This is a genomic window from Flavobacterium sp. FlaQc-30 (genome assembly GCF_044005885.1).
Classification (GTDB): Bacteria; Bacteroidota; Bacteroidia; order Flavobacteriales; family Flavobacteriaceae; genus Flavobacterium.
The window spans coordinates 299,653-320,265 of record NZ_JBIPCO010000005.1 but is presented as its reverse complement, the minus strand read 5'-3'; the positions used below and the strand labels follow the sequence as shown (position 1 = coordinate 320,265).

23 protein-coding genes are annotated in these 20,613 nt (G+C 32.7%); 9 read left to right on the top strand and 14 right to left on the bottom strand.

Annotated features, from left to right (window positions below; all coding sequences use genetic code 11):
• Positions 1–5: 5 nt before the first annotated feature.
• The gene (locus ACHRV0_RS13660; protein ID WP_012025367.1) at positions 6–308 is read right to left on the bottom strand and encodes a helix-turn-helix transcriptional regulator; all 303 of its coding nucleotides are present in this window, start codon (positions 306–308) and stop codon (positions 6–8) included.
• Between the two features lie 167 nt (positions 309–475).
• Between ACHRV0_RS13660 and ACHRV0_RS13655 the strand changes: the two genes are divergently transcribed.
• On the top strand, positions 476–967 hold the full coding sequence (locus tag ACHRV0_RS13655) for a TlpA family protein disulfide reductase (RefSeq protein ID WP_395441212.1): 492 nt from the start codon (positions 476–478) through the stop codon (positions 965–967).
• Between the two features lie 11 nt (positions 968–978).
• Complete coding sequence (locus tag ACHRV0_RS13650; protein WP_395441211.1) at positions 979–1,449, top strand: hypothetical protein; 471 nt, start codon at positions 979–981, stop codon at positions 1,447–1,449.
• 38 nt (positions 1,450–1,487) lie between these two features.
• Here the strand turns inward: ACHRV0_RS13650 and ACHRV0_RS13645 are convergent, their stop codons facing one another.
• From ACHRV0_RS13645 to ACHRV0_RS13635, 3 genes are read right to left on the bottom strand one after another with little or no spacing between them, the layout of a single operon-like run.
• Positions 1,488–1,988, bottom strand: coding sequence for a hypothetical protein (locus tag ACHRV0_RS13645; RefSeq protein ID WP_395441210.1), 501 nt, complete (start codon positions 1,986–1,988; stop codon positions 1,488–1,490).
• A gap of 59 nt (positions 1,989–2,047) precedes the next feature.
• A complete protein-coding gene (locus ACHRV0_RS13640) occupies positions 2,048–2,914 on the bottom strand; it encodes a chromate resistance protein ChrB domain-containing protein (protein ID WP_395441209.1) in 867 nt (288 codons plus the stop codon).
• Between the two features lie 20 nt (positions 2,915–2,934).
• On the bottom strand, positions 2,935–3,318 hold the full coding sequence (locus ACHRV0_RS13635) for a hypothetical protein (protein ID WP_089057752.1): 384 nt from the start codon (positions 3,316–3,318) through the stop codon (positions 2,935–2,937).
• A 266-nt stretch (positions 3,319–3,584) separates the two neighbouring features.
• Here ACHRV0_RS13635 and ACHRV0_RS13630 point away from each other — a divergent pair, with 266 nt between their 5' ends.
• The 5 genes from ACHRV0_RS13630 to ACHRV0_RS13610 all read left to right on the top strand — a co-directional run bounded on the left by ACHRV0_RS13630 (position 3,585) and on the right by ACHRV0_RS13610 (position 8,006).
• On the top strand, positions 3,585–4,454 hold the full coding sequence (locus tag ACHRV0_RS13630) for a helix-turn-helix domain-containing protein (protein ID WP_395441208.1): 870 nt from the start codon (positions 3,585–3,587) through the stop codon (positions 4,452–4,454).
• Positions 4,455–4,643: 189 nt separating this feature from the next.
• A complete protein-coding gene (locus tag ACHRV0_RS13625; RefSeq protein ID WP_395441207.1) occupies positions 4,644–5,060 on the top strand; it encodes a cupin domain-containing protein in 417 nt (138 codons plus the stop codon).
• A 23-nt stretch (positions 5,061–5,083) separates the two neighbouring features.
• Positions 5,084–5,497 carry a cupin domain-containing protein gene (locus tag ACHRV0_RS13620; protein WP_395441206.1) on the top strand — a complete coding sequence of 138 codons (414 nt, stop codon included), beginning with the start codon at positions 5,084–5,086 and terminating at the stop codon, positions 5,495–5,497.
• A gap of 167 nt (positions 5,498–5,664) precedes the next feature.
• Positions 5,665–6,537: an AraC family transcriptional regulator gene (locus tag ACHRV0_RS13615; protein WP_395441205.1), complete on the top strand. Its 873-nt coding sequence runs from the start codon at positions 5,665–5,667 to the stop codon at positions 6,535–6,537.
• Positions 6,538–6,641: 104 nt separating this feature from the next.
• Positions 6,642–8,006: an amidohydrolase gene (locus ACHRV0_RS13610; protein WP_395441204.1), complete on the top strand. Its 1,365-nt coding sequence runs from the start codon at positions 6,642–6,644 to the stop codon at positions 8,004–8,006.
• 58 nt (positions 8,007–8,064) lie between these two features.
• Here the strand turns inward: ACHRV0_RS13610 and ACHRV0_RS13605 are convergent, their stop codons facing one another.
• The 6 genes from ACHRV0_RS13605 to ACHRV0_RS13580 all read right to left on the bottom strand — a co-directional run bounded on the left by ACHRV0_RS13605 (position 8,065) and on the right by ACHRV0_RS13580 (position 15,410).
• On the bottom strand, positions 8,065–9,000 hold the full coding sequence (locus ACHRV0_RS13605) for a DUF2931 family protein (protein ID WP_395441203.1): 936 nt from the start codon (positions 8,998–9,000) through the stop codon (positions 8,065–8,067).
• Between the two features lie 76 nt (positions 9,001–9,076).
• Positions 9,077–10,012, bottom strand: a complete 936-nt coding sequence (locus ACHRV0_RS13600) for a DUF2931 family protein (protein ID WP_395441202.1) — start codon at positions 10,010–10,012, stop codon at positions 9,077–9,079.
• A gap of 76 nt (positions 10,013–10,088) precedes the next feature.
• A complete protein-coding gene (locus tag ACHRV0_RS13595; RefSeq protein ID WP_395441201.1) occupies positions 10,089–11,129 on the bottom strand; it encodes a DUF2931 family protein in 1,041 nt (346 codons plus the stop codon).
• Between the two features lie 10 nt (positions 11,130–11,139).
• On the bottom strand, positions 11,140–13,776 hold the full coding sequence (locus tag ACHRV0_RS13590; RefSeq protein WP_395441200.1) for a phospholipase effector Tle1 domain-containing protein: 2,637 nt from the start codon (positions 13,774–13,776) through the stop codon (positions 11,140–11,142).
• The gene (locus tag ACHRV0_RS13585) at positions 13,769–14,263 is read right to left on the bottom strand and encodes a DUF4280 domain-containing protein (protein ID WP_395441199.1); all 495 of its coding nucleotides are present in this window, start codon (positions 14,261–14,263) and stop codon (positions 13,769–13,771) included. Before ACHRV0_RS13585 ends, ACHRV0_RS13590 begins: the two co-directional genes overlap by 8 nt.
• A 22-nt stretch (positions 14,264–14,285) precedes the next feature.
• Positions 14,286–15,410, bottom strand: a complete 1,125-nt coding sequence (locus ACHRV0_RS13580; protein ID WP_395441198.1) for a hypothetical protein — start codon at positions 15,408–15,410, stop codon at positions 14,286–14,288.
• A 295-nt stretch (positions 15,411–15,705) separates the two neighbouring features.
• Between ACHRV0_RS13580 and ACHRV0_RS13575 the strand changes: the two genes are divergently transcribed.
• Together ACHRV0_RS13575 and ACHRV0_RS13570 are read left to right on the top strand one after the other, a co-directional pair.
• Positions 15,706–15,867, top strand: coding sequence for a DUF1328 family protein (locus ACHRV0_RS13575; protein WP_089055742.1), 162 nt, complete (start codon positions 15,706–15,708; stop codon positions 15,865–15,867).
• A gap of 84 nt (positions 15,868–15,951) precedes the next feature.
• On the top strand, positions 15,952–16,599 hold the full coding sequence (locus ACHRV0_RS13570) for a DUF5661 family protein (protein WP_395441197.1): 648 nt from the start codon (positions 15,952–15,954) through the stop codon (positions 16,597–16,599).
• Positions 16,600–16,699: 100 nt separating this feature from the next.
• Here ACHRV0_RS13570 and ACHRV0_RS13565 read toward each other — a convergent pair whose 3' ends face one another.
• From ACHRV0_RS13565 to ACHRV0_RS13550, 4 genes are all read right to left on the bottom strand, one after another.
• On the bottom strand, positions 16,700–17,218 hold the full coding sequence (locus ACHRV0_RS13565) for a hypothetical protein (RefSeq protein WP_395441196.1): 519 nt from the start codon (positions 17,216–17,218) through the stop codon (positions 16,700–16,702).
• A 205-nt stretch (positions 17,219–17,423) separates the two neighbouring features.
• Positions 17,424–18,053: an MCP four helix bundle domain-containing protein gene (locus tag ACHRV0_RS13560; protein WP_089055741.1), complete on the bottom strand. Its 630-nt coding sequence runs from the start codon at positions 18,051–18,053 to the stop codon at positions 17,424–17,426.
• 108 nt (positions 18,054–18,161) lie between these two features.
• Positions 18,162–18,614 (bottom strand): hypothetical protein, encoded by a 453-nt coding sequence (locus ACHRV0_RS13555; RefSeq protein ID WP_395441195.1) that lies wholly within the window; start codon positions 18,612–18,614, stop codon positions 18,162–18,164.
• A 156-nt stretch (positions 18,615–18,770) separates the two neighbouring features.
• Positions 18,771–20,498 carry a sodium:solute symporter gene (locus ACHRV0_RS13550; protein ID WP_395441194.1) on the bottom strand — a complete coding sequence of 576 codons (1,728 nt, stop codon included), beginning with the start codon at positions 20,496–20,498 and terminating at the stop codon, positions 18,771–18,773.
• Between the last annotated feature and the right edge of the window lie 115 nt (positions 20,499–20,613).

Sequence of the window (20,613 nt, the reverse complement as noted above, 5' to 3'; positions counted from 1 at the left end):
GTAATTTACAAATTAGATTGAATTAATTTACTAAGTGCTTCAAAGGCACCTTCGTTGCGTTTATAATAAGTCCATTGCCCAACACGTTTGGCTTCGATAAATCCGGCGCGTTGTAAAATAGACAAGTATTCAGATACTGTAGATTGTGTTAAGCCGGCTTTGGCTTGAATTTGTCCCACACAAACTCCGTGTTCAAATCCACCATGCTCAAGCTGTCCCGGAAAGTTTATTTCGGGTTCCTTCAGCCATTCCAGCATTTGCAGTCTAGACTTGTTAGAGAGTGCCTTAAATATTTCTATATTTTCCATGGTGCAAATATATCGACTTTTCCCGATATACCAATTAAGCGAAATATTTTTAGCAAAACTTTATGACAGAGGAGAGGAAAGTGTAATAAAAAGAACTAAAAAAATAATTAGAAAATTTATATTTGCTTTTAGTTTTAAAAGTCCCAAACTACTAAACTTAATCAATGATGAAAAAAACTTTACTCGCTTCAATTTTTCTATTTTGCATAATAACGGGTTCAAAAGCACAGGTCGTAGGTACTGATGTTGGCGATATTGCTCCAGAAATTGATCTTCCAGATTTAAAAGGCAATCTTGTGGCGCTTTCTTCTTTAAGAGGTTCTTTGGTATTAATAGATTTTTGGGCTTCTTGGTGCGGACCTTGTATCAAAGAACAACCATCATTACTTAAATTACACAATACTTATCCTGAAAAACTATCCATTTACGGCGTTTCTATGGATACTAAAAAGGCATTGTGGGCAGCTGCAATTGCAAAAGGAAAATTACCTTGGATAAATGTCAGCGATTTAAAATACTGGCAGTCTCCAGTTGTTAGCGATTATATGCTGCAATCTGTTCCTTTGAATTTTTTAATTGATAAAAACGGAATTATATTAGCAAAAAACATTCACGGACAGGCTCTGGAAAATAAAATTAAAAGTTTGTTAGCGCCATGACACTTCATAAAATGGAATCAAACCTTTCTTTAGCAGACTTTCGTACAAGATTGAAGAATAGTATCGAAATTGGCTCTTTAAAAGTGAATTTAAGCCGTTTTAGACTGTTTCCCATATTTGGTGGAGTAAAACCTTTTTACGGACTTTTTGATGACACCAGTTTTCGGTTAACAATAAATTCCGCAGCATCTCCGACAATTTTTATTGTGAGAGGAAATTATAAAAACATTGGTAATAAGGTCAATGTAAATTATATTATTGAAGAAAACAGTAAATTTCAACTGCTTTGGACACAATACTCTCCAGTAGTTTTTCTAATATTTATTAATATATTTTTTCTCTTCATTGGCAGAGGCCTTAGGCGGGCAACTACAATTGTGAGTCTGTTTCTTCTTATTGTTATATTCTATTCAAGATGGAAGGAAGAAAGAAAGAGAAAAAAATTAGAGCAAAAGTTTATTAGAATTTTTGAAATTAAATGATTTTAAAAAACAGATAATATTTCATTTTTTAAGAGATTTTAAAAAGCAATTCCAAATTGAAAACCAATCGTAAAAGAGGCGGGATGATTATTGCCAAAACGAACGGGCAGTGGAACAGCCGCAAAATAACTGCAATTGTCACTTTTTATAATCGTTTTATTTATTACAGGAGTTATACCATATCTGCCGCTGCTTTCAAAAGCGGCTCTTCCTGCAAAAGTATAACCATGTCCTAAGGCAACCAAAACGCCGGGATGAAACAATAAATTGGTTACTTTATCGCTGTTTCCTTGTACTTTTATATTCGGAACAACTTCAAATGAAAATCCTATTTTTTGATTTTTCCAAATATTGATTCCTGTTGGAAAACCAACGGCATAATAATCTCTAAAGTTTACACTAGTTTGTTCATCGCTAAAAGTCACAATAGGATGAAGAATTCCAAAATAACCCGTAATTTTTGGATAAACTGTTTGTGAGAACGCATTGAAAGTTAAAAAAAATAAAATAGCAGAAAAAAGGTGTTTGAATGAAATCATAATAGTTTTGTTAATTAAAAAAACAAAACTATAGACAATGCAATTTTATAAATAGCACATTATTTACCTTTTGTATTTGAATTACTTTTAAGTGCGTTTTTACGATACGATGAAGGATTCTTGCCTGTTTGAAGTTTAAATATTCTAGTAAAGTGACTTTGATCTGAAAATCCGGTCATGTATGCTATTTCAGTTAAAGTATAAGTTGAACTTTCAATAAGGTTTATGGCTTTCTCAATTCTAAGTTTTCGGACATATTCTCCAAAGTTTAAATCTTCAAAATACTTAGAAAATTCTCTAGACAAATAAGAAGGATTAAGCTCTAAATCATTTGAAATTTTCTTTAGATCAAAAGTGAATTGTGCATCAATTTGATCTTGAATTATGTTTTTTAAATCTTTAACCCATAAAGGTGTTTTTTGATTTGTTTTTTTCTCGATTAAAAACTTTTTATATACTTCATGAAGCAGATTTTCAAACGGACTGTTTTGAAGATGATTCTGTTTATACAAATGTTTTGCCCAGCTGTAGAGCGCATCATAAAGCTTTAGTCCTGTTTCTAATAATTCGGCATCGTTACTAATATTATAAGAAAGTCCAGCAGAAATTGCCCAAAGTCCAGCAGCTTCTTTAGCTAGATCGTGGCGGTCAGTATCGGCGCCGCGAACAATTTTAGCCATAATTAAAACCGCAGGATCAACAATTTGATACTTTTTTATAATGTAATCAAAAGTGCATTCTTCATTATAATGGGTAAATTCTACTTCGGGAATGTCAAACGGAATTGCTTCTAGTTCTTTCGCTTTTTCTAAAACTTTATTAAAAGGCACGTAAATAAATTCGGCATCACTGTCTACAAATTTTTTGATCAGCCACGGACTGGCGATCCTGTCAATTTTTGGTCTTTCACGAGTGATCCATTTCATTACTGTTCAGAGAATTAAAACTAGTCGTTATCTGCTCCGGATTTTTTAACTCCGCCAAAACTTGTTTTCATCATTTCTCTAATCTGGAATTGTGTTTTGTTTCGGGTAACACTTTTCCATTCGTCAAAATCATAAATATGAATTTGATCTGCATATGGATTTGTAACAAAGAAAAGTCTTGAAATAGAGAATTTATAGTACTTTAATTCATGCGAAATGTGACGGTCGGGTACCACAATAAGAATCGTATCCCAATCTAGAAAATTTTTGGGAACGTCCTCTCTTTCAGTTAATCCAAGAGATTCAAAAAAGGCAAGTATCTTTTGGTCATTATTCTTATCGATTTTTTCATCGATACGCTTAATGGCATTAAGAAGCTTTTTTTCATCTTTAATAACACTCATATAATCTTTGTTTTTTTTAATTTTTATATAAAATTACATCAAATCAAAATCATTTTTAAAAGTATAGCCAATAGAATGATTCTAAATTTTTAATAACCATTTTCATGCCATAGTAATGAAGTTATTACATCAACTGTAATGAAACGAACCTTACTCTATTTATTAGTGCATTTTACTTTGAATGAAAAGGTTTTGGAAATTTTTAAGTAAGATTTGCTTAAAGAAAAACAACTGAAAAATATATTTGATTTTCATAACTTTGCAAAATGAACAATCAAACAGAAACTCAGAGTTGCGATTTTACTTCAGACTTAAAGCTAAAAGGTTTTAAAGTGTATCAAATAAATGGAGATCAAAGTAAGATTCCGGTTTACAGCCGCAGGGATTTTTATAAAATCTGTATCAATACCAGTAAAAGTATCATACAATATGCTGATCGCGGAATAGAAACTGACGGTACTATTTTGTTTTTCGGTAATCCAATTATTCCGTATTCGTGGGAAACAATCTCCGAAGGTTACGAAGGTTATGCCTGCGTTTTTACAGAAGAATTTCTGAAATCAAAAGACCGTTCAGAAACACTTCACGAATCTCCTTTGTTTAAAATAGGAGGAACGCCAATATTTTCTTTAAATACTGAGCAGAAGATGTTTATTGATTCTTTGTTTCAAAAAATGATCAAAGAATATGAAACGGATTATGTTTTTAAAGATGATTTAATGCGCAGCTACGTCAATTTGATAATTCACGAATCGATGAAAATGCAGCCTTCAGAAAACTTCTTCAAACATAAAAATGCATCTTCAAGAATTACCTCTTTGTTTTTAGAACTGCTGGAAAGACAATTTCCTATAGAGACTAAAAATGAACCATTGATTTTAAAAACACCTCAGGATTACGCACAAAGTCTTGCTGTGCACGTAAATCATTTAAATCGTTCTGTAAAAGAAGTTACAGGAAAACCAACTACAGCACATATTACAGAGCGTATTATTGGCGAAGCAAAAGCGTTATTACAGCATACAGACTGGAGCATTTCGGATATTGGTTATTCGCTTGGATTCGAATATCCAAGTTATTTCAATAATTATTTTAAAAGACTTACAGGAACAGTTCCAAAATCATTGAGAGCATAAATTGTTTCAATTTCTTAATTTTCTGTTTGAATATTGTTATTTTGTAAAAGCCGGCTTGAACTACTTTTGCCTTGAAATTATAGTATTAATCTTTTATCAGTTTTTAATAGACTAAATAATACTTCATAAAGCACACTCTAGCTTTCTCGATTTAGTTTTCTGATTCTGATAATTCCAAATAAGAAAATTATGAAAGCATCAGAAAATGAATTTAGCACAGGTATTTTTCCAAAAGGAGACTTAGCATCTGCTGATTATTTTACAGGAAATGCATGGGTAAAAATGTTGGTTCCAAACGATCCAGTTTTAAATACAGCTGTTGGAAATGTAGTGTTTGAGGCTGGTGCACGAAATAATTGGCATACTCATCCAGGCGGGCAAATTTTAATTGTAACGCACGGAACTGGATATTATCAGGAAGCAGGAAAGCCTATTCAGTTGCTTCAAGTAGGAGATGTCGTAAATATTCAGCCAGAAGTAAAACATTGGCACGGCGCATCACCAAACAGCGAATTTACTCATATCGCTATAAGTACAAATACTGAAACAGGAATTGTAGACTGGCTCGAACCTGTAACAGATGAAGAGTACAATAGTTTTAAATAAAAATTAATCTCAAAAAATAACTTATGTCAACAAATTATACCGCTGTAATTGAAGAAGGAAAAGTGCCGAATACGTATATGACGGGCGAAGTATCTTATAAGAAACAAACAAGCGAAATTCATCCTAAAAACACTATTATTAAAGAGGTAACTTTTGAACCTTGTGCAAGAAGTAAATGGCACAGCAACGCAAGTTTGCATTTGCTTATCGCAACAAATGGAGTAGGTTTTTACCAAGAAAAGGGAGGTGAAATAAGAACGCTTCATAAAGATGAAGTAGTTACAATTTTACCAGGAGTAGAACATTGGTACGGCGCGACGCCTTTTAGTAAATTTTCTTATATCGCTATCATTACAGAAATTGATAAAGGCACAGGAGTTTGGCTGGAAAGTGTAAATGATGAAGAATATTATGGAACTTCAAATTATAATATTTAAAATACATAGCATTAATACTATAATTTTATAGTATTGTAAATAATGAAAAGAGTTCCATCTTATTGATGCGAACTCTTTTTTATTTAACAAAGAAACTGGGGCTCAAAATAGTTTTTATATCCCGAAATTCTATATTTTTGATAATCTATTATTAACCGCATTATCCTTTGGCAAAACATCCAATTCCCGTTTTATCTGTTGGCAATATACTTGGAGAAGAAACTTTAGGTATTACTTTGTTTCGTCATAGTGTAAAAGGCCGAAATGCATTTGAACAACCGCATAAACACGATTTTCATCTTGTATTTTTTGTTGAAAAAGGATCAGGAATGCACAATGTCGATTTTACGCAATATACAGTCAATGATTATCAAGTGTATTTTGTGAGGCAGGGGCAAGTTCACAATTGGCTGTTAAATGTTGATACAATTGGTTTTCAGCTTATGATTTCGCCAGAAATTGTTAACGCATTTTCTAATTTGTCAGCGTTTCCTTTTTTTGAACAAAATGTACCTTCCTGTCTTTCTGTAACCCAAGAACAGTTTGAAGGTTTAAAAAATCATTTGAATGAAATTGAACTAATTTTACCTGATAATGATTTAAGCTCGAAAGAAATTGTATTACTTCGACTGCATTTATTACTTAAGGTATTACAAAAGGATTATTTAATTCAATTTCCGCAGCACGATTCGTCGACCAAGCCAGAAAAAATGATTAAAAAATTCAACTCCCTTATAGATAATCATTTTAACGAAGAATTCTCGGTTAACTTTTATGCCGATAAGTTAAATATTACTCCCAATTATCTCAATATACTTTCTCAGAGATACTTAAAATCTCCAGCTGGCGATATTATAAAAGAGCGAACAATACTAGAAGCAAAACGTTTGCTTACCAGTACAGATTTATCTATCAAAGAAATCGCGTATCAGCTTGGCTTTAATGACAATGGCTATTTCAGTAAGGTTTTTAAAAAATACACAGGGAAAACACCGGGCGATTTTAAAGAAAGTTATAATTTTTACCATCCTTATCCGTAATATTACAGTTGCTGTTTTAATTTCTAAACGATTTTTGCATATTCATATATTCTATCAATTTTAGAGTATATTCTAAAATCGTACTAAAAAACAAATCATAACTTATGGAAGATAATATAATCAGCAGGAAAAAATTCTTAGGATTAGGAGCTGCTGCAACTGGAGCTGCTTTATTCTCTGGAATTGCTGGAAATGCGGCATCGCTGCCTGAAGAAAGTAAAGAAAAGGTTTCAGGAGACTACCTATTGACTAATGTACGTCTAGAAGAAAGTTTTAATTACAACGAAAAAAACGAAGTTATTTCGACCAAAACGGGTTTGTATAATTTGCATATTGCTAATGGAAAGATTAAAAGTATCACTTTAGATAAGCCTGCTTTAAAACTTAAAAATGTTGATGCTAAAGGCATGCTTATGCTTCCTGGATTACGAGATATGCACATTCATATTGATAAAACGTACTACGGCGGAACGTGGAATGCTGCACCAAGAAAAGGGTATACAGTAAAAGACATGATAACGCTCGAGCAAAAGATAATTCCGCAATTACTGCCAGACTCTCAGCGTAAAGCCGAAGAAGCGATTAAACTAATGCAAAGTCAAGGAAGTTTTTTTGCACGTTGTCAATGTAATATTGATCCTGTAAGCGGATTAAAAAGTTTGGAGCATTTACTAGCGGCTTTGGATAATAACAAAGATAGTTTTGGCTGGGAAATTGTTGCTTTTCCACAGCACGGAATTTTGTACTCGAAATCAGAACCTTTATTAAGAGAAGCTGCTGCAATGGGTGTTGATTTTATTGGCGGTCTTGATCCTACAAATGTTGATGGTAATATGGAAAAATCGCTTGATGCTATGTTTCAAATTGCAATAGATACGAATAAAGGAATAGACATCCATTTGCATGAATCACCGCCATCTGGTCAAGCAGCGATTGAATATATTATAAAGAAAACTGAGGAAAACAAGCAGTTACAAGGAAAAACATATATCAGTCATGGTTTTGCGCTTGCAAGAATGGATCCAAAAGATTTGGAAAGAATTGCAGAACAAATGGGTAATCTTGGAATAGGAGTAGTGTCGACAATTCCGATTGGGAGAACGATTATGCCAATTCCGACTTTGAAAAAATATGGTGTAAAATTAATGACTGGAACGGATAGTATTGTTGACCATTGGCAGCCTTTTGGAACTTGTGATATGCTTGAAAAAGCAAAATTATGCGCTCAATTATATGGCTGGACAGATGAGTTTGGCTTAAGTCGTGCACTTCACATTGCAACAACTGATGAAATATTGCCTTTAAACGATTCTGGAACCCGCGTTTGGCCTGCAGAAAATAATGACGCTAACTTTATTCTAGTAAAAGCAAGCTGCTCTGCCGAAGCTGTAGCTCGTTTACCAAAAAGGGAAGGTGTATTTTATAAAGGTAAAATGATTTATGGCGGGACTGAGTTTTTGAAAGGCTAAAGTCTTGAATATACTAAGTTTCTAAGTTATATTAAAGGCTTAGAAACTTAGTATGTTTTTAATTCTTCCACATTCTTACCACCGTTTTCTCAAGGGGAATTTCATCTCCTTCGCACCTCACTGTAAATGCTGTCGTTTTGTACATAAATGCCACTTTAGCTTCTATTTCAATCTTTTTGTCAGGATGAGCAACAGTAAGTTTTTTAAAGGCATTTAATATTTCTTCACCATCAAATTCTGCTTCGGCATTGTATTGGCTAAACCAAAACCTGCAGTAGGAGGGTAAAGGTTTATTTTGATAAATAGTAAGATCTTCAATTCTTACTATTTCTTTTTCGCCATTTACATATTCTGTTTCCCTCTCAGAACTCTCTTTATCTGTTTTGTAAAAATGAATAGTAAAACGGTAGTTGTATTTTGTTCTAAACTCTTTCCACAGCTTTACAGGAACTCCATTTTTTTTGATGTAATCTTTAGTTTCTTTAGGAACTTCATTGTTATAAAAGACATCAAAAAACTCTTGTTGATTTCGTTCATGAGGATTTCTATAAAATTCATTAACACTTACAAATGTTTCTACAGCTTGATAATGTGCTATTTCGATACTGCGATTTTTTCCTGTAAGCCATACTACAACAAATCCTCCGGGGGCAAGCCCCACTGTAATATCATTATAAGTAATGTGAGACATATCTTTATCATTATAACCTTCCTTAAACAAGGCTAATATTCTATCGTGTGGCAATTCTGCTTCTATTTTATAGAATTTTTTATCGGCATAACTTATCCAAGTAAGTGATAAATTTGTTGGAATTGTTTTTCCACCGGCATAAGCATTATTACCAAATCCCCAGTCACCAGTACTTGCTCCCGTATTAATATATGCAGTAATCATTTCCTTATCATTAGCTAAATATCCTCTATGAATTTCAATAGGGTACTTATGAGGAGCTGTTATGGTTGATCCCCAGCTAAAGTTATCTTTGTTTTCCATATCTTTTTTATTTGAATTATTGCAACAAACAAAAAGAATACTACTTATAATTATGAGTAAATACTTCCTCATATCCTTAATTCTTCCACATTCTTACCACCGTTTTCTCAAGCGGAATTTCATCTCTTTCACACCTTACTGTAAACGTTGTCGTTTTGTACATAAAAGCCACTTTAGCTTCTATTTCAATCTTTTTGTCAGGATGAGCGATAGTAAGTTTTTTAAAGGCATTTAATATTTCTTCACCATCAAATTCTGCTTCGGCATTGTATTGGCTAAACCAAAACCTGCAATAAGAGGGTAAAGGTTTATTTTGATAAATAGTTAGGTCTTCAACTCTTACTATTTCTTTTTCACCATTTACATATTCTGTTTCCCTCTCAGAACTCTCTTTATCTGTTTTGTAAAAATGAATATTAAAACGGTAGTTGTATTTTGTTCTAAACTCTTTCCATAGCTTTACAGGAACTCCATTTTTTTTGATGTAGTCTTTAGTTTCTTGTGGTAAATAATCATCAAAACGATCTTCATAAAATTCTTGTTGAGTGAATTCATCAGGATTTCTACAAAATTCATTAACACTTACAAATGTTTCTACCGCTTGATAATGTGCAATTTCAATACTGCGATTTTTTCCTGTAAGCCATACTACAACAAATCCTCCGGGGGCAAGTCCCACTGTAATATCATTATAAGTAATGTGAGACATATCTTTATCGTTATAACCTTCCTTAAACAAGGCTAATATTCTATCATGTGGCAATTCTGCTTCTATTTTATAGAATTTTTTATCGGCATAACTTATCCAAGTAAGTGATAAATTTGTTGGAATTGTTTTTCCACCGGCATAAGCATTGTTACCAAATCCCCAGTCACCAGTGCTTATTCCTGTATTAATATAGGCTGTAATCATTTCCTTGTCATTAGCTAAATATCCTCTATGAATTTCAATAGGGTACTTATGAGGAGCTGTTATGGTTGATCCCCAGCTAAAGCTATCTTTGTTTTCCATGTTTTTTTTATTTGAATTATTGCAACAAACAAAAAGAACACTACTTATAATTATGAGTAAATACTTCCTCATATCCTTAATTCTTCCACATTCTTACCACCGTTTTCTCCAGTGGAATTTCATCTCCTTCGCACCTCACTGTAAATGTTGTCGTTTTGTACATAAAAGCAGGTCTTATTTCCAGTTCAATATTTTTATCAGGATGGTTCTTTTTCATTTTCTTGAAAACAGCTACAATTTCATCAGAATCAAATTTTGCTTCGCCATTATAGACATTAAAATAAAAGGAAATATTAGATGGAAGCGGCAGATTATTAAATAAATGTTTATCTATTCGATCATGATAGATATTGTCTTCCTCTCCGTTTATATAAGCAACATATATGTGGCTAAGTTTGTCTTCTTTTAGAAAACTTGTTGTAAAACGCCAGTTGTATTTTTCGCGATATGTATCCCAAATCCCATAAGGAATCCCCGATTGAGCAATTTTTTCTTGAAGATATTTAGGAACCGTACCTTTATAAAAAATATCATAAAAACTTTCTAAATCTTTGAATGCACCAGGTACAGGGAGAAATGTATTTAAATTCACCTCCGTTTCTTTGGCTTGATACCGTACTATTTCTTTTCTATGCGCTGCACCTGTCAGAAAAAGCATAACAATCCCACCAGGAGCAACCGCAATTGTGATGTGATCGTAGGTTTCATGTTCGAGTTCTTTTTTTACATTGTTCCAGTTATAAAAGCCTTCACGAAATAAAGACAGCATCTTGTTTTGCGTAGTTTGGTCTATAGCTGCATCGATCTTCCAGAATTTTTTCTCTGCATAGCTTACCCAAGTAAGAGATAGCATTGTTGGAATAATATTTCCACCAGCTCCAATATCACTTCCATCATATCCCCATCCATCATCTTCTATTCCAGAACTATGCAAAGCAGTTATAAATTTATCTTGCGTAGCAAAGTAGCCTTTATGTATTTCTATAGGATAGTCCTCAACAGAGGCTACAGTTGCGGACCAACTAAAGTTTATTTTATTACTCATCTCTTTTTCTTTGTTACAGGACAATAAAATCATACTAAACAGCACTATTAATCCTCTTAATTTATTTTTCATAGTTTTTATATTAACGCTTTATAATGAACCTTTTTCGTTCTGGTTCTGGTGCATTTACCATTCCAGTTGTTGCATTATAATGGAGGTACTGATTACGAAGTCTTTTAATATCTGCTTCAGGTATTTGATGTTGAATTATATCGAGTGGGTTCGCAAATGCTTTTACAGCATATTCATCTAAATAGCCTTTAATATCTGAAAGAAACTTTACATTATCTACAAAAATATTATCTGTAAATACATACTTGCTCATCGTTGTATTATTAAATTTTACATTTTGATTCTCCGCAAACCGCTTCATCATTTGTAAAGGAATAAAACTGTATTGATTACTTACATAAGCGCGCTGCGAAATAAGCTGCTGCGTATCATACCGAGAACTTCTACCAGGATCATATCTATAAGGTTTACCAAAAGCATCGCATATTTTTATTTGGTCAGGGGTAAACCAACCTTCTTCTATTAATGTTTTTCTAAATGCAATTAATTTGGAACTTGCCAGCGTATTATTGCAATAATCTGTCGTCAAAACGTGTTCGCCCGCAGGATCTGGCGGTGTATTAGGTGCAATTCCTTCTGGTCTGCCCTCTGTATAACTTCCGCCTACATCGCAATGCACACCTGGCATATACAATTCGATATGGTTTTTACTTTTTATAATAGGAGATAAGCTAAAATTTTTGCGATGTTCTTCGGCAGCAACCATATGTACAATATATTTGGCTTTGCTGATAGCGTTAAGTCCTAAATCTTTTATGTCATTAAACTGTACTAATCCATGATGGGCAACGGTATCATACAATCCAGCAAAACGTATAATAAGCTGGTTAAATTCAATGCCTTTTTCGGTAAGTAAAAAACCAAAATGACCGTTTGAGGGCATTCGGGTATTTGCATATTTTAGGTCTATATTTCGACCATAACGATCTCGGTTTACATCAGTATAATAAGAAGGCAATGTAATTTCATGTACAAAGTGTCGTGCTGATGCAGCACCACGGCTAAAACCAAATACATCAATTGTAATCGAATTTATTTTTTCAATACCTTCTTGTTTCATAACTAATGAGATCTTATTTACAAGTTGTTCAATAGTCCTGCGTACCCTGTCTATTATACCTGCATTGCCGGCACCAAAGGCACCTCCCATAAAATAATCATCTGTTTTATATTCGCTAACGTTTAGATTTTCATCTCCCAAAGTATTGGTGTTCATACCTTCTGTGTAAATCTTGAAGACTTTACTTCTTTTATTCTCTATATAATTATCAAACAAAATAGCCACATTAGACAGATCATTTTCATAACTGCCTTCACCATACTTATAGTTTTCTTTTTTACCTACATCCTCTTTGCTCTTTGCATATACGCTTAAATGTTCTTCGTTTGTGTACGGTTTTTCATCTGTCGCTTTTCTGCTTATACGTTTTTGTTCCCAATCAGTACGCGCAATAGTATCGTATCTGTTATTGTTAGTTCCATCAATAAAAACTCCAAAAGTAAAATCGATTTTCTTTTGGTCTTCGGGTGCGCCGGTTTTATCTTCTTTATGTAATACTAAAGGGTTATTGCCTTTTAGTTCGCCTTGCATCAAGATTCCGTCTTTGGAAACTTTAAGCATACAATCGTCCAGATCTATTTTCTGCTTTTTTATTTTTGCATGATACACAATAGGATTAATAGATAACTTACTGCCGTTGTCAAATTTTCCTGCACCTTGAAATTGCCAAGCATGCTCTACAAAAACAGGAAAAACACATTTTTGTACATTTGAAACAGAAAATTGTCCTTTTTCTTTTTCTGTTACCAAAGCATCTGTAACAGAACCTGCAGGCGGTTTAGTTACAGCATTATATTGATGTGTTTTTACTTCACGCGTAAATCGTGTTAAAGGTTTTGCATCGAGTTTCTGTATAGGGTCACCGTCTTCATCACTAGGTGTTGGTGTTAAATCGGCATTTGCAAATTTTGTATCTCTTAATTGTATTTCTATATTTTGCCCAAACAATGCCTCGGTATAAATATGCAGGTAAACAGTAGAACCAAATGCAATTTCTTGGCTAATTGGTTTTCCTGTATAATCACGCCATTCTGCAGCAATAACTTTAGGCGTTCCTAATGCGCTCACAAACATTCCGTGAGGTAATTGTCCTGTTGCGGGATCTTTGTCTGTAAAAACTTCCAGCCATGCCGGTGCGCCGCCCTCTAATATTTTAGGAAACTTTATTTGCTTATAAAAATCATTTGGAAGTCCTTTTGAAAAAGATGTATTGTGAGAAATTCTTCTTCCTGCCATGCCTTTGCCAACAATTTCCCAGCACCAGCTTAAATTATTTAGTTCCTCCTGTAGTTTTTTGTTAAAGGCTTCTTTATCCTTATTATATTTTTCCTCGTCCTTATCTCTTTGGTTATGCGCCTGAACGACCCAATATCGGCTGTCATAATCTGTTATTTTCCAAACTTCTTCTTGAGTTCGTCTCTCAAACGGAGGCAGTTTTTTTGGTGCATCTTTGTGCAGCTTATCTGTTTTAATAATTTCAACGGTAAATGTTCCTGCATTAGCAAGTACCAAATGCCCTGTTTTAGCATTCCATTTTTGACCTTGTGCAAGCGGTTCTTTAGGTATTATATGTAATGTCTTACTCATTTTGTGAATTATTAATTAGCAATGCCTCCTCTTCTAAATCACTAAAATTTACTCCAGGCAGAATTTCAGCCAGTATTTGAGGCGAACTGTTTTTAATATTTTTCTCGGTCAATTCTGCTGTTTGTCCGTGATTTATAATCGAAATACAATCAGGTGTGCCTTTACTGCAGGTTGCTTTGCTGTCTTCAAGCAAGGCTTTGCCGTTGTTAGAGTAGGTAACTTTTTCATGAATACCAGACCATTCAGTTACATCTACTAAACAAATCTCAAAATCATTGCCTCTAGGTTGTTTTTTGCACTTACTAAAAGTATTTTTCTTCATTGTTTGCCCAATTTCTTTATCAGTTGCAATGAGTTTATCTTTTTCGCTGTTGTCATTGGCATAATGTTTAGAATGTGTTTTTACCTGCAAAATATCAGTCTGCGGTGCCACGCTATATTTACATTGACAAACTGCTCCTTGAACTACATAATGTTTTTCGCTCATAGTTTTTATTTTTAAGATTGACTTATTTTTTCTTTTTAAAAATTGATGTTATCCAATCCCAAAAACTAGGATTTGCCTTTATTTCTGGTCCTACACCTACAAATAGCTCGATAGTTCTTTCTGGTGTTCCAATTATTTTGGGAGGTTCTGGATTAGGATTTGAAACCCGCCATTTTGGTTTAGAAATATCTATGATATCTTCATCTTCTGCAGTTTGCCAGGATTGAAATATTTTAAAGTTTTGTTTTTGTATTGCATCATCCAAAGGCCTGTAAGAAGAACTATTAGTTAAATGATAAATTTCAAGTTGAATTTTTTGCTGTTTAGTTTCGTTGATTTTAGTTTCAAAAGTGCCTACTATTGAAAATATGCTTCGATCTTCTTTGTATAGTTTATAATCAACATTCATTTTAGATTCAACAGGAGTCGATTCAGCTTCTAAAAATTTTAGTTTAGGATAAGTAAGTCTTTCTATAATTTCGTCTATAGTTCTTTCGTCAATAGCAGTTCCACTTGCATTAATAATTACTTTATCATCATCTGAATACTTTTCTTGTATAGTTTGTACAACATCATATTCTATTATCTGATTTCCATATACAGGCGATTGCCAAACATATTTTTGGGCTAGTTTATCTGTGTAATCAACATAGAGAGGTTTAAAATACAGGTGAAAAAACCAATTTTTTATGATACCATTTTCTAGCAGCTTATCATTTAGAAACAAAGAATCAATTCTGTCAATCACCGCATCAATTTTATCTCCTTTATAGTATTCCAAAATTCTTTTTCGCGCACTTAAATAACGATTCTTAATTTGCTCTATATTTAGGATATAATCTATTTGTCCGTCTCTTTTTATCTTAAGTTTGATCGGGAAAATAGATTGAGCCGCGATGTCTGCCACTTTTTCTATTTGCAAGTAATCTGCTTTATTGTTGATATATATTGCTTTTCGATCAATTTCAAAAAAATAACTATCAGCACTAGTAGTATCAACAATTGCAACCTCTAGTTCATAGAATAATTGTGTTTTTGAAACATTGTTTTCGAAAATTTCATACGTAAAACCATAGGTTCTATTTTGACTTGATACACCAAGATCTAAAATAAAATTAGAATCAAATAGTATTTTTTCATCACTCATATTATCTGATTTATAGGTTATAAATAGTCAATAAGTAAGATTTATCTTCTTTAGTGCTAATGTAGTTAAATTTTGTAAACAAAAACTTTTAATACTTGAAAAATCTTACTTTTATGTATTTATTACCAGCCATTTACGTGTGAAACCTTAATTATGAAAGTAATTCGAAAAATTGTATAACAGAAAAATCTTTCTTTTTGATGAATTTTGGTATATCAGTTTGATTAACTCATGTATAACTTGAGTAGAATAGGTGAGAAGCAAACAAAATCGATATTAACTAAAATTATTTATTATGTTACGATGGACAGTCATATTTATTATTCTGGCAATTATTGCAGGAATATTTGGTTTTGGAGGTATTGCCGCTGGAGCCGCTAGTATAGCAAAAATTTTATTTTTTATATTTCTGGTGCTATTTGTTATTTCGCTGGTCAGCGGGCGAAAAAGCGTTTAACGGGTTATCATTAATAATTAACCAAGTAAAAACGACACATTTACCAAGGTAAATGTGTCGTTTTTCATTTAAAAATATCAAATTATGGGAACTAAAAGCGGTGCTTATCAAGACGTATATATTAAAAGAGATGATGAAATGGTAAGCTTAAAAAATGATGTAACAGATTTTTGCGAAAAATACATTAAACCTGTGCATCCTAAAAATTGGAATTGGTCGACACGTGATTTTGAAAATCCTGCAAATGATCCATCAATTGCCGAAGCGCGGGCAATTGCAAATGTAGTTTACAAAGATTTACTTGATACTAAACATACCGAAGTAGATCTCTCGACAATGAATAACGTTGAAGCTATAAAAGCGTACTTGAATCCTAAAAGTAAACATGAAGCCTTTAATATGGAAGAATTTGCATTTGCTTTTAAAGTTGAACTTGAACACGGAAAAATTAAAGATGTAAATGTGACCAATAATCATCCGTTTTTGACTGCGATGATTGCTCTTGCTCATATGACAGAGAGTTTAACCTATTACAAACGCTTAAAAGTAATGGAAGCTGAAGGAGAGATTTATGAAATTATGCGAAAAATAGAAAATGCAAAAACAGGTAAAGAGGAATGGTATAAGGAATTAGGAAAAGCAGAACAAGAGCTTACCGAAGCCAGAACTGGTTTGGTTGAGCGACTGCAAAAAATGGATGATATTCCTGTACTCGAAAAAATTGGAGATTAATTAAGTTAGTTTTGTTCAATTGCAGTACTAATTTTTGATCTAAATTGAATCAAAAAGCCGTTAAGTTCAAATAACTTAACGGCTTTTCTGAGTTTATAATCTAAAATTTCCTCGGATCATTATCTGGATAATTTTCATCACGATCATCTTCTTGAACATCGTCTTCAATGTATTCGCTTTCTTCGTCGAGATCATCATCATCATCGATATCTTCTAAATCATCTTCCGTTTCGGTAAAATCATCTTCAAGATTATCGATAGAATCATCACTCTGTCTATTCTCTATATCGTCTTCCGGATCTTCATCCTCTAGTTCGACCTCATAAAGATCGTCGTTATCTTCTTCTAAATCATTTTGATTATGAAAATCATCGTCTAAATCATCAAAATCATCTCTTTCATCATTCGTTATTTGGTCAGGGTTGGGCTTATTAGGATTATAGCCGTCTCTAACAGTGTAACCACGCTCTACACTGGCTTTGTTGCTGTTATCGTTTTCTTCATTATTGTTCAAATCATAAAATTCTTCATTCATAACAGTGTTTCTGTCTGAAATGTTGGGATTTTGATTTTTAGAATTTCCGTTAAAAGCATCTTGATTTTTATCTGTAGTATTCATGACATTCTTTTTTTATAGTTTCTATACTACAAGGTAACCTTGAAAACAACAATACTTCTTACAGAATACTTTAATGTAATTCCATAATTAACAGATGTTTATATTGTAATTTTATGATGCAAAATTATAATTTGAAGCAAGTAAAATTTGCATCTACTTATCTTACAAAAAAGACGTTAGGACTACTAAAGTGGAAAAGTGATGTTTAATTTAAACTTGGCGGTTCAGGAATTTTAATTGTTCTCTTGATTTTTTTAACTATAAGAAGATAACAAGTCACTCCGCCTAAAATTATAAGCAATGCAATTTGAAGCTGACCAAGACTGTTGTTTTTACTATACATTGCATTGGCATTTGCTAATTGTGATTTTCCTTCCTGAATCTGAATTTGCGACAATGATTCTAGTGTTTTTAAAGCTTCAGCGCTCGAAACGGCAATTTTATTCCAATCTTTATTCTCGACTTGTTTATTGATCTCTTTACAGGATTTTAAAAATGTATCAAAATGCTGTTTTTCTTTATTTGTGAGAACCGTTTTGGCATACAAATCGTCGATATTATGAATAATATTCAGCGTATGTATTATTTCATCTTTCTTAATATTGTCGCTTAAGTCCAGTTTTTCTGCTTCTGCCTTTATAAAATGAAGTTCCTTTGAATATTGAAAAATATAATGTGCTACAACCAATCGATCATTGTAAATTGCATTGATATGTTTGTTTACATTTTTAGAATTTTGCAGTGTATTAAAATTTCCAAGTAAAATTAGCAGCATTACAATCAGCAAAACAAAGGCTGCTTTGGTTTTATTACTGTACTTCTTAAGGTCTTTCATGAAAAAGCTTTTAATCGACTAATTTACAAAATTTAATACGGTATTTTAGCAATATTGCAATTAGTTTATTTCTTGATTCTTGATTACAGCTAAAAATTGAAAATGCATTTAGTTTAAAACTGCACACCAAAATGTCCAAATAATAAAAACGATCTGCAGCGGGATTCTAAACCACAAATACGAAATTCCGCTTCCTTCATAAGTTCCTTTTTGATAATCTATATGTTTTACAGCCGCATAAATATTAGCGGGAAGTAAAAAGATAAAGAACACTACTAATATCCATCCTGCATAAACTTTTGTTGAAGAAATCAAAAGACATATTCCTAATACAATTTCAATTATCCCAGTTGCGTAAACCAGCTCTGTTCTAAATGGGATTTTTTCAGGAAGCATCATTACCATTCCTTTGGTAAAAACAAAATGTGCTATTGCTATAAAACACAACATTACACACATTGCGATTCTTGCCGCCATAAGTATATCATATTGATTTGTTAGGAATTTTAAAGTAAAAATTGAAACTAAAAAAACAACAATTAGAACAATTAATGGTTTCATTTTTAGTGATTTGAAGATTTTATCAAAGATAAAAGATTTTATTGAAATGCTTGAAAACCTTTTAGAATGTGTACAAAAAAAATCTTTGTCAAAGTTTAAAACTTTGACAAAGATTTTCGTTTAGTATAATAAAATACTTAAGTCAAAAAAAAGATATTATTCTAAAACAATCTGATCATCAGAATCTTTTTTTCCTCTAAAGAATATAAACTGAATAATCAATGATAATAGTATCGTTAGAATTGCTCCAATAAAATTAAGCCATAAATACCCCAGTTTTTCCTGAGTATAAATCATAAAATAATAAATGATAAAAATACATATCTGGCTGATAATAGCGCTATAAAACATGGGTTTTGCTTGAACGCGGCGTAAATAGAATCCAACCAAAAATATACCTAGAACGGTTCCGTAGAATATGGATCCAATCATATTTACAAGCTGTATTAAGTTTTCAAACAAAGTTCCAACGCAGGCAAAAAGTATCGCTACAATTCCCCAGAATAATGTAAAAAACTTAGTCGCATTAAGATAATGCTTCTCAGATTTCTCTGTTTTGACATTTCTTTTGTAAATATCTATTGCTGTCGTTGATGCTAATGCTGTTAAACCAGATGCTGTTGACGACATCGCGGCAGATAAAATAACGGCAAGCAATAAACCAATTAATCCTTTTGGCAAATAGTTTAAAATGAAATGAAAAAACACATAATCTTTATCGTTTGTTTCGCTGCGACTGTCTGCTCTCAAAATAATTTCTTTAGCGCGGTCACGTAAATCTTTTTCTTTATTGGATAATGTTACTAATTCTTTGCGCAGAATTGGATTATCAAAATCTTGATTTAGCTGATCGATGTACAATAAATTAATTACTTTTTTGTCTTCAGAAAGTTTACTCAGCTTTTTCTCCAAAACATGATATTCTTCTTTAAAAGCCGATTTTTCAATTACTGTCTTGTTATTTGGATTAAAATTTAAAGGAACTGGGTTGAATTGAAAAAATACAAAAACCATAACTCCCGTCAATAAGATAAAAAACTGCATTGGTACTTTTAAAAGACCATTCATGATTAATCCCATTTGGCTTTCACGAACCGATTTCCCAGATAAATATCTTCCAACCTGCGATTGATCTGTACCAAAATAGGCGAGGGCTAGGAAAAAACCTCCTGTAATACCGCTCCAAATAGTATATTTTTCCTCAGGATCAAACGAGAAGTCCACAATATTCATTTTATCGTTTGCACCAGCGATATGCAAAGCGTTATTAAATGTCATATCATTTGGCAGATAATGCAAAATCAGGAAAAATGTTATAAACATACCCGACATAATCACAAACATTTGCTGCTTCTGAGTAACGTTTACGGCCTTTGTTCCACCCGAAAAAGTATAAATAATAACAAGAACACCAATAATAATGTTCATTACGGTAAGATTCCAGCCCAAAAGTGCCGAGAGGATAATTGCAGGTGCATAAATGGTAAGTCCAGTTCCTAATCCTCTTTGAACAAGAAATAAAATGGCTGCAAGTGAACGTGTTTTTACATCAAAACGCTTTTCAAGAAACTCGTAAGCTGTAAAAACTTTATTTTTGTGATACAGCGGAATAAAAGTAACGCATATTACTATCATTGCAATTGGCAGTCCAAAATAAAACTGCACAAAACCCATTCCATCATGATAGGCCTGTCCGGGAGTCGATAAAAAAGTAATGGCACTGGCTTGGGTTGCCATTACCGAAAGTCCTACAGTATACCAAGGAGTTTCGTTATTCCCTAGAATAAAATCTTCAACATTTTTACTTCCTTTGGTTTTCCAAGAACCATATCCAACTATGAATAAAAGTGTTACAATAAGTACGATCCAATCAAATAGCTGCATAGGTTATGAATATAATTGCATGATTAAGAAAAATATTAAAATATAAATGGCATTAGCAACCAAAACATAGGTGTAGCTTTTTTTCCATTTTTTTACTTTTTTAGCTTCCATATTT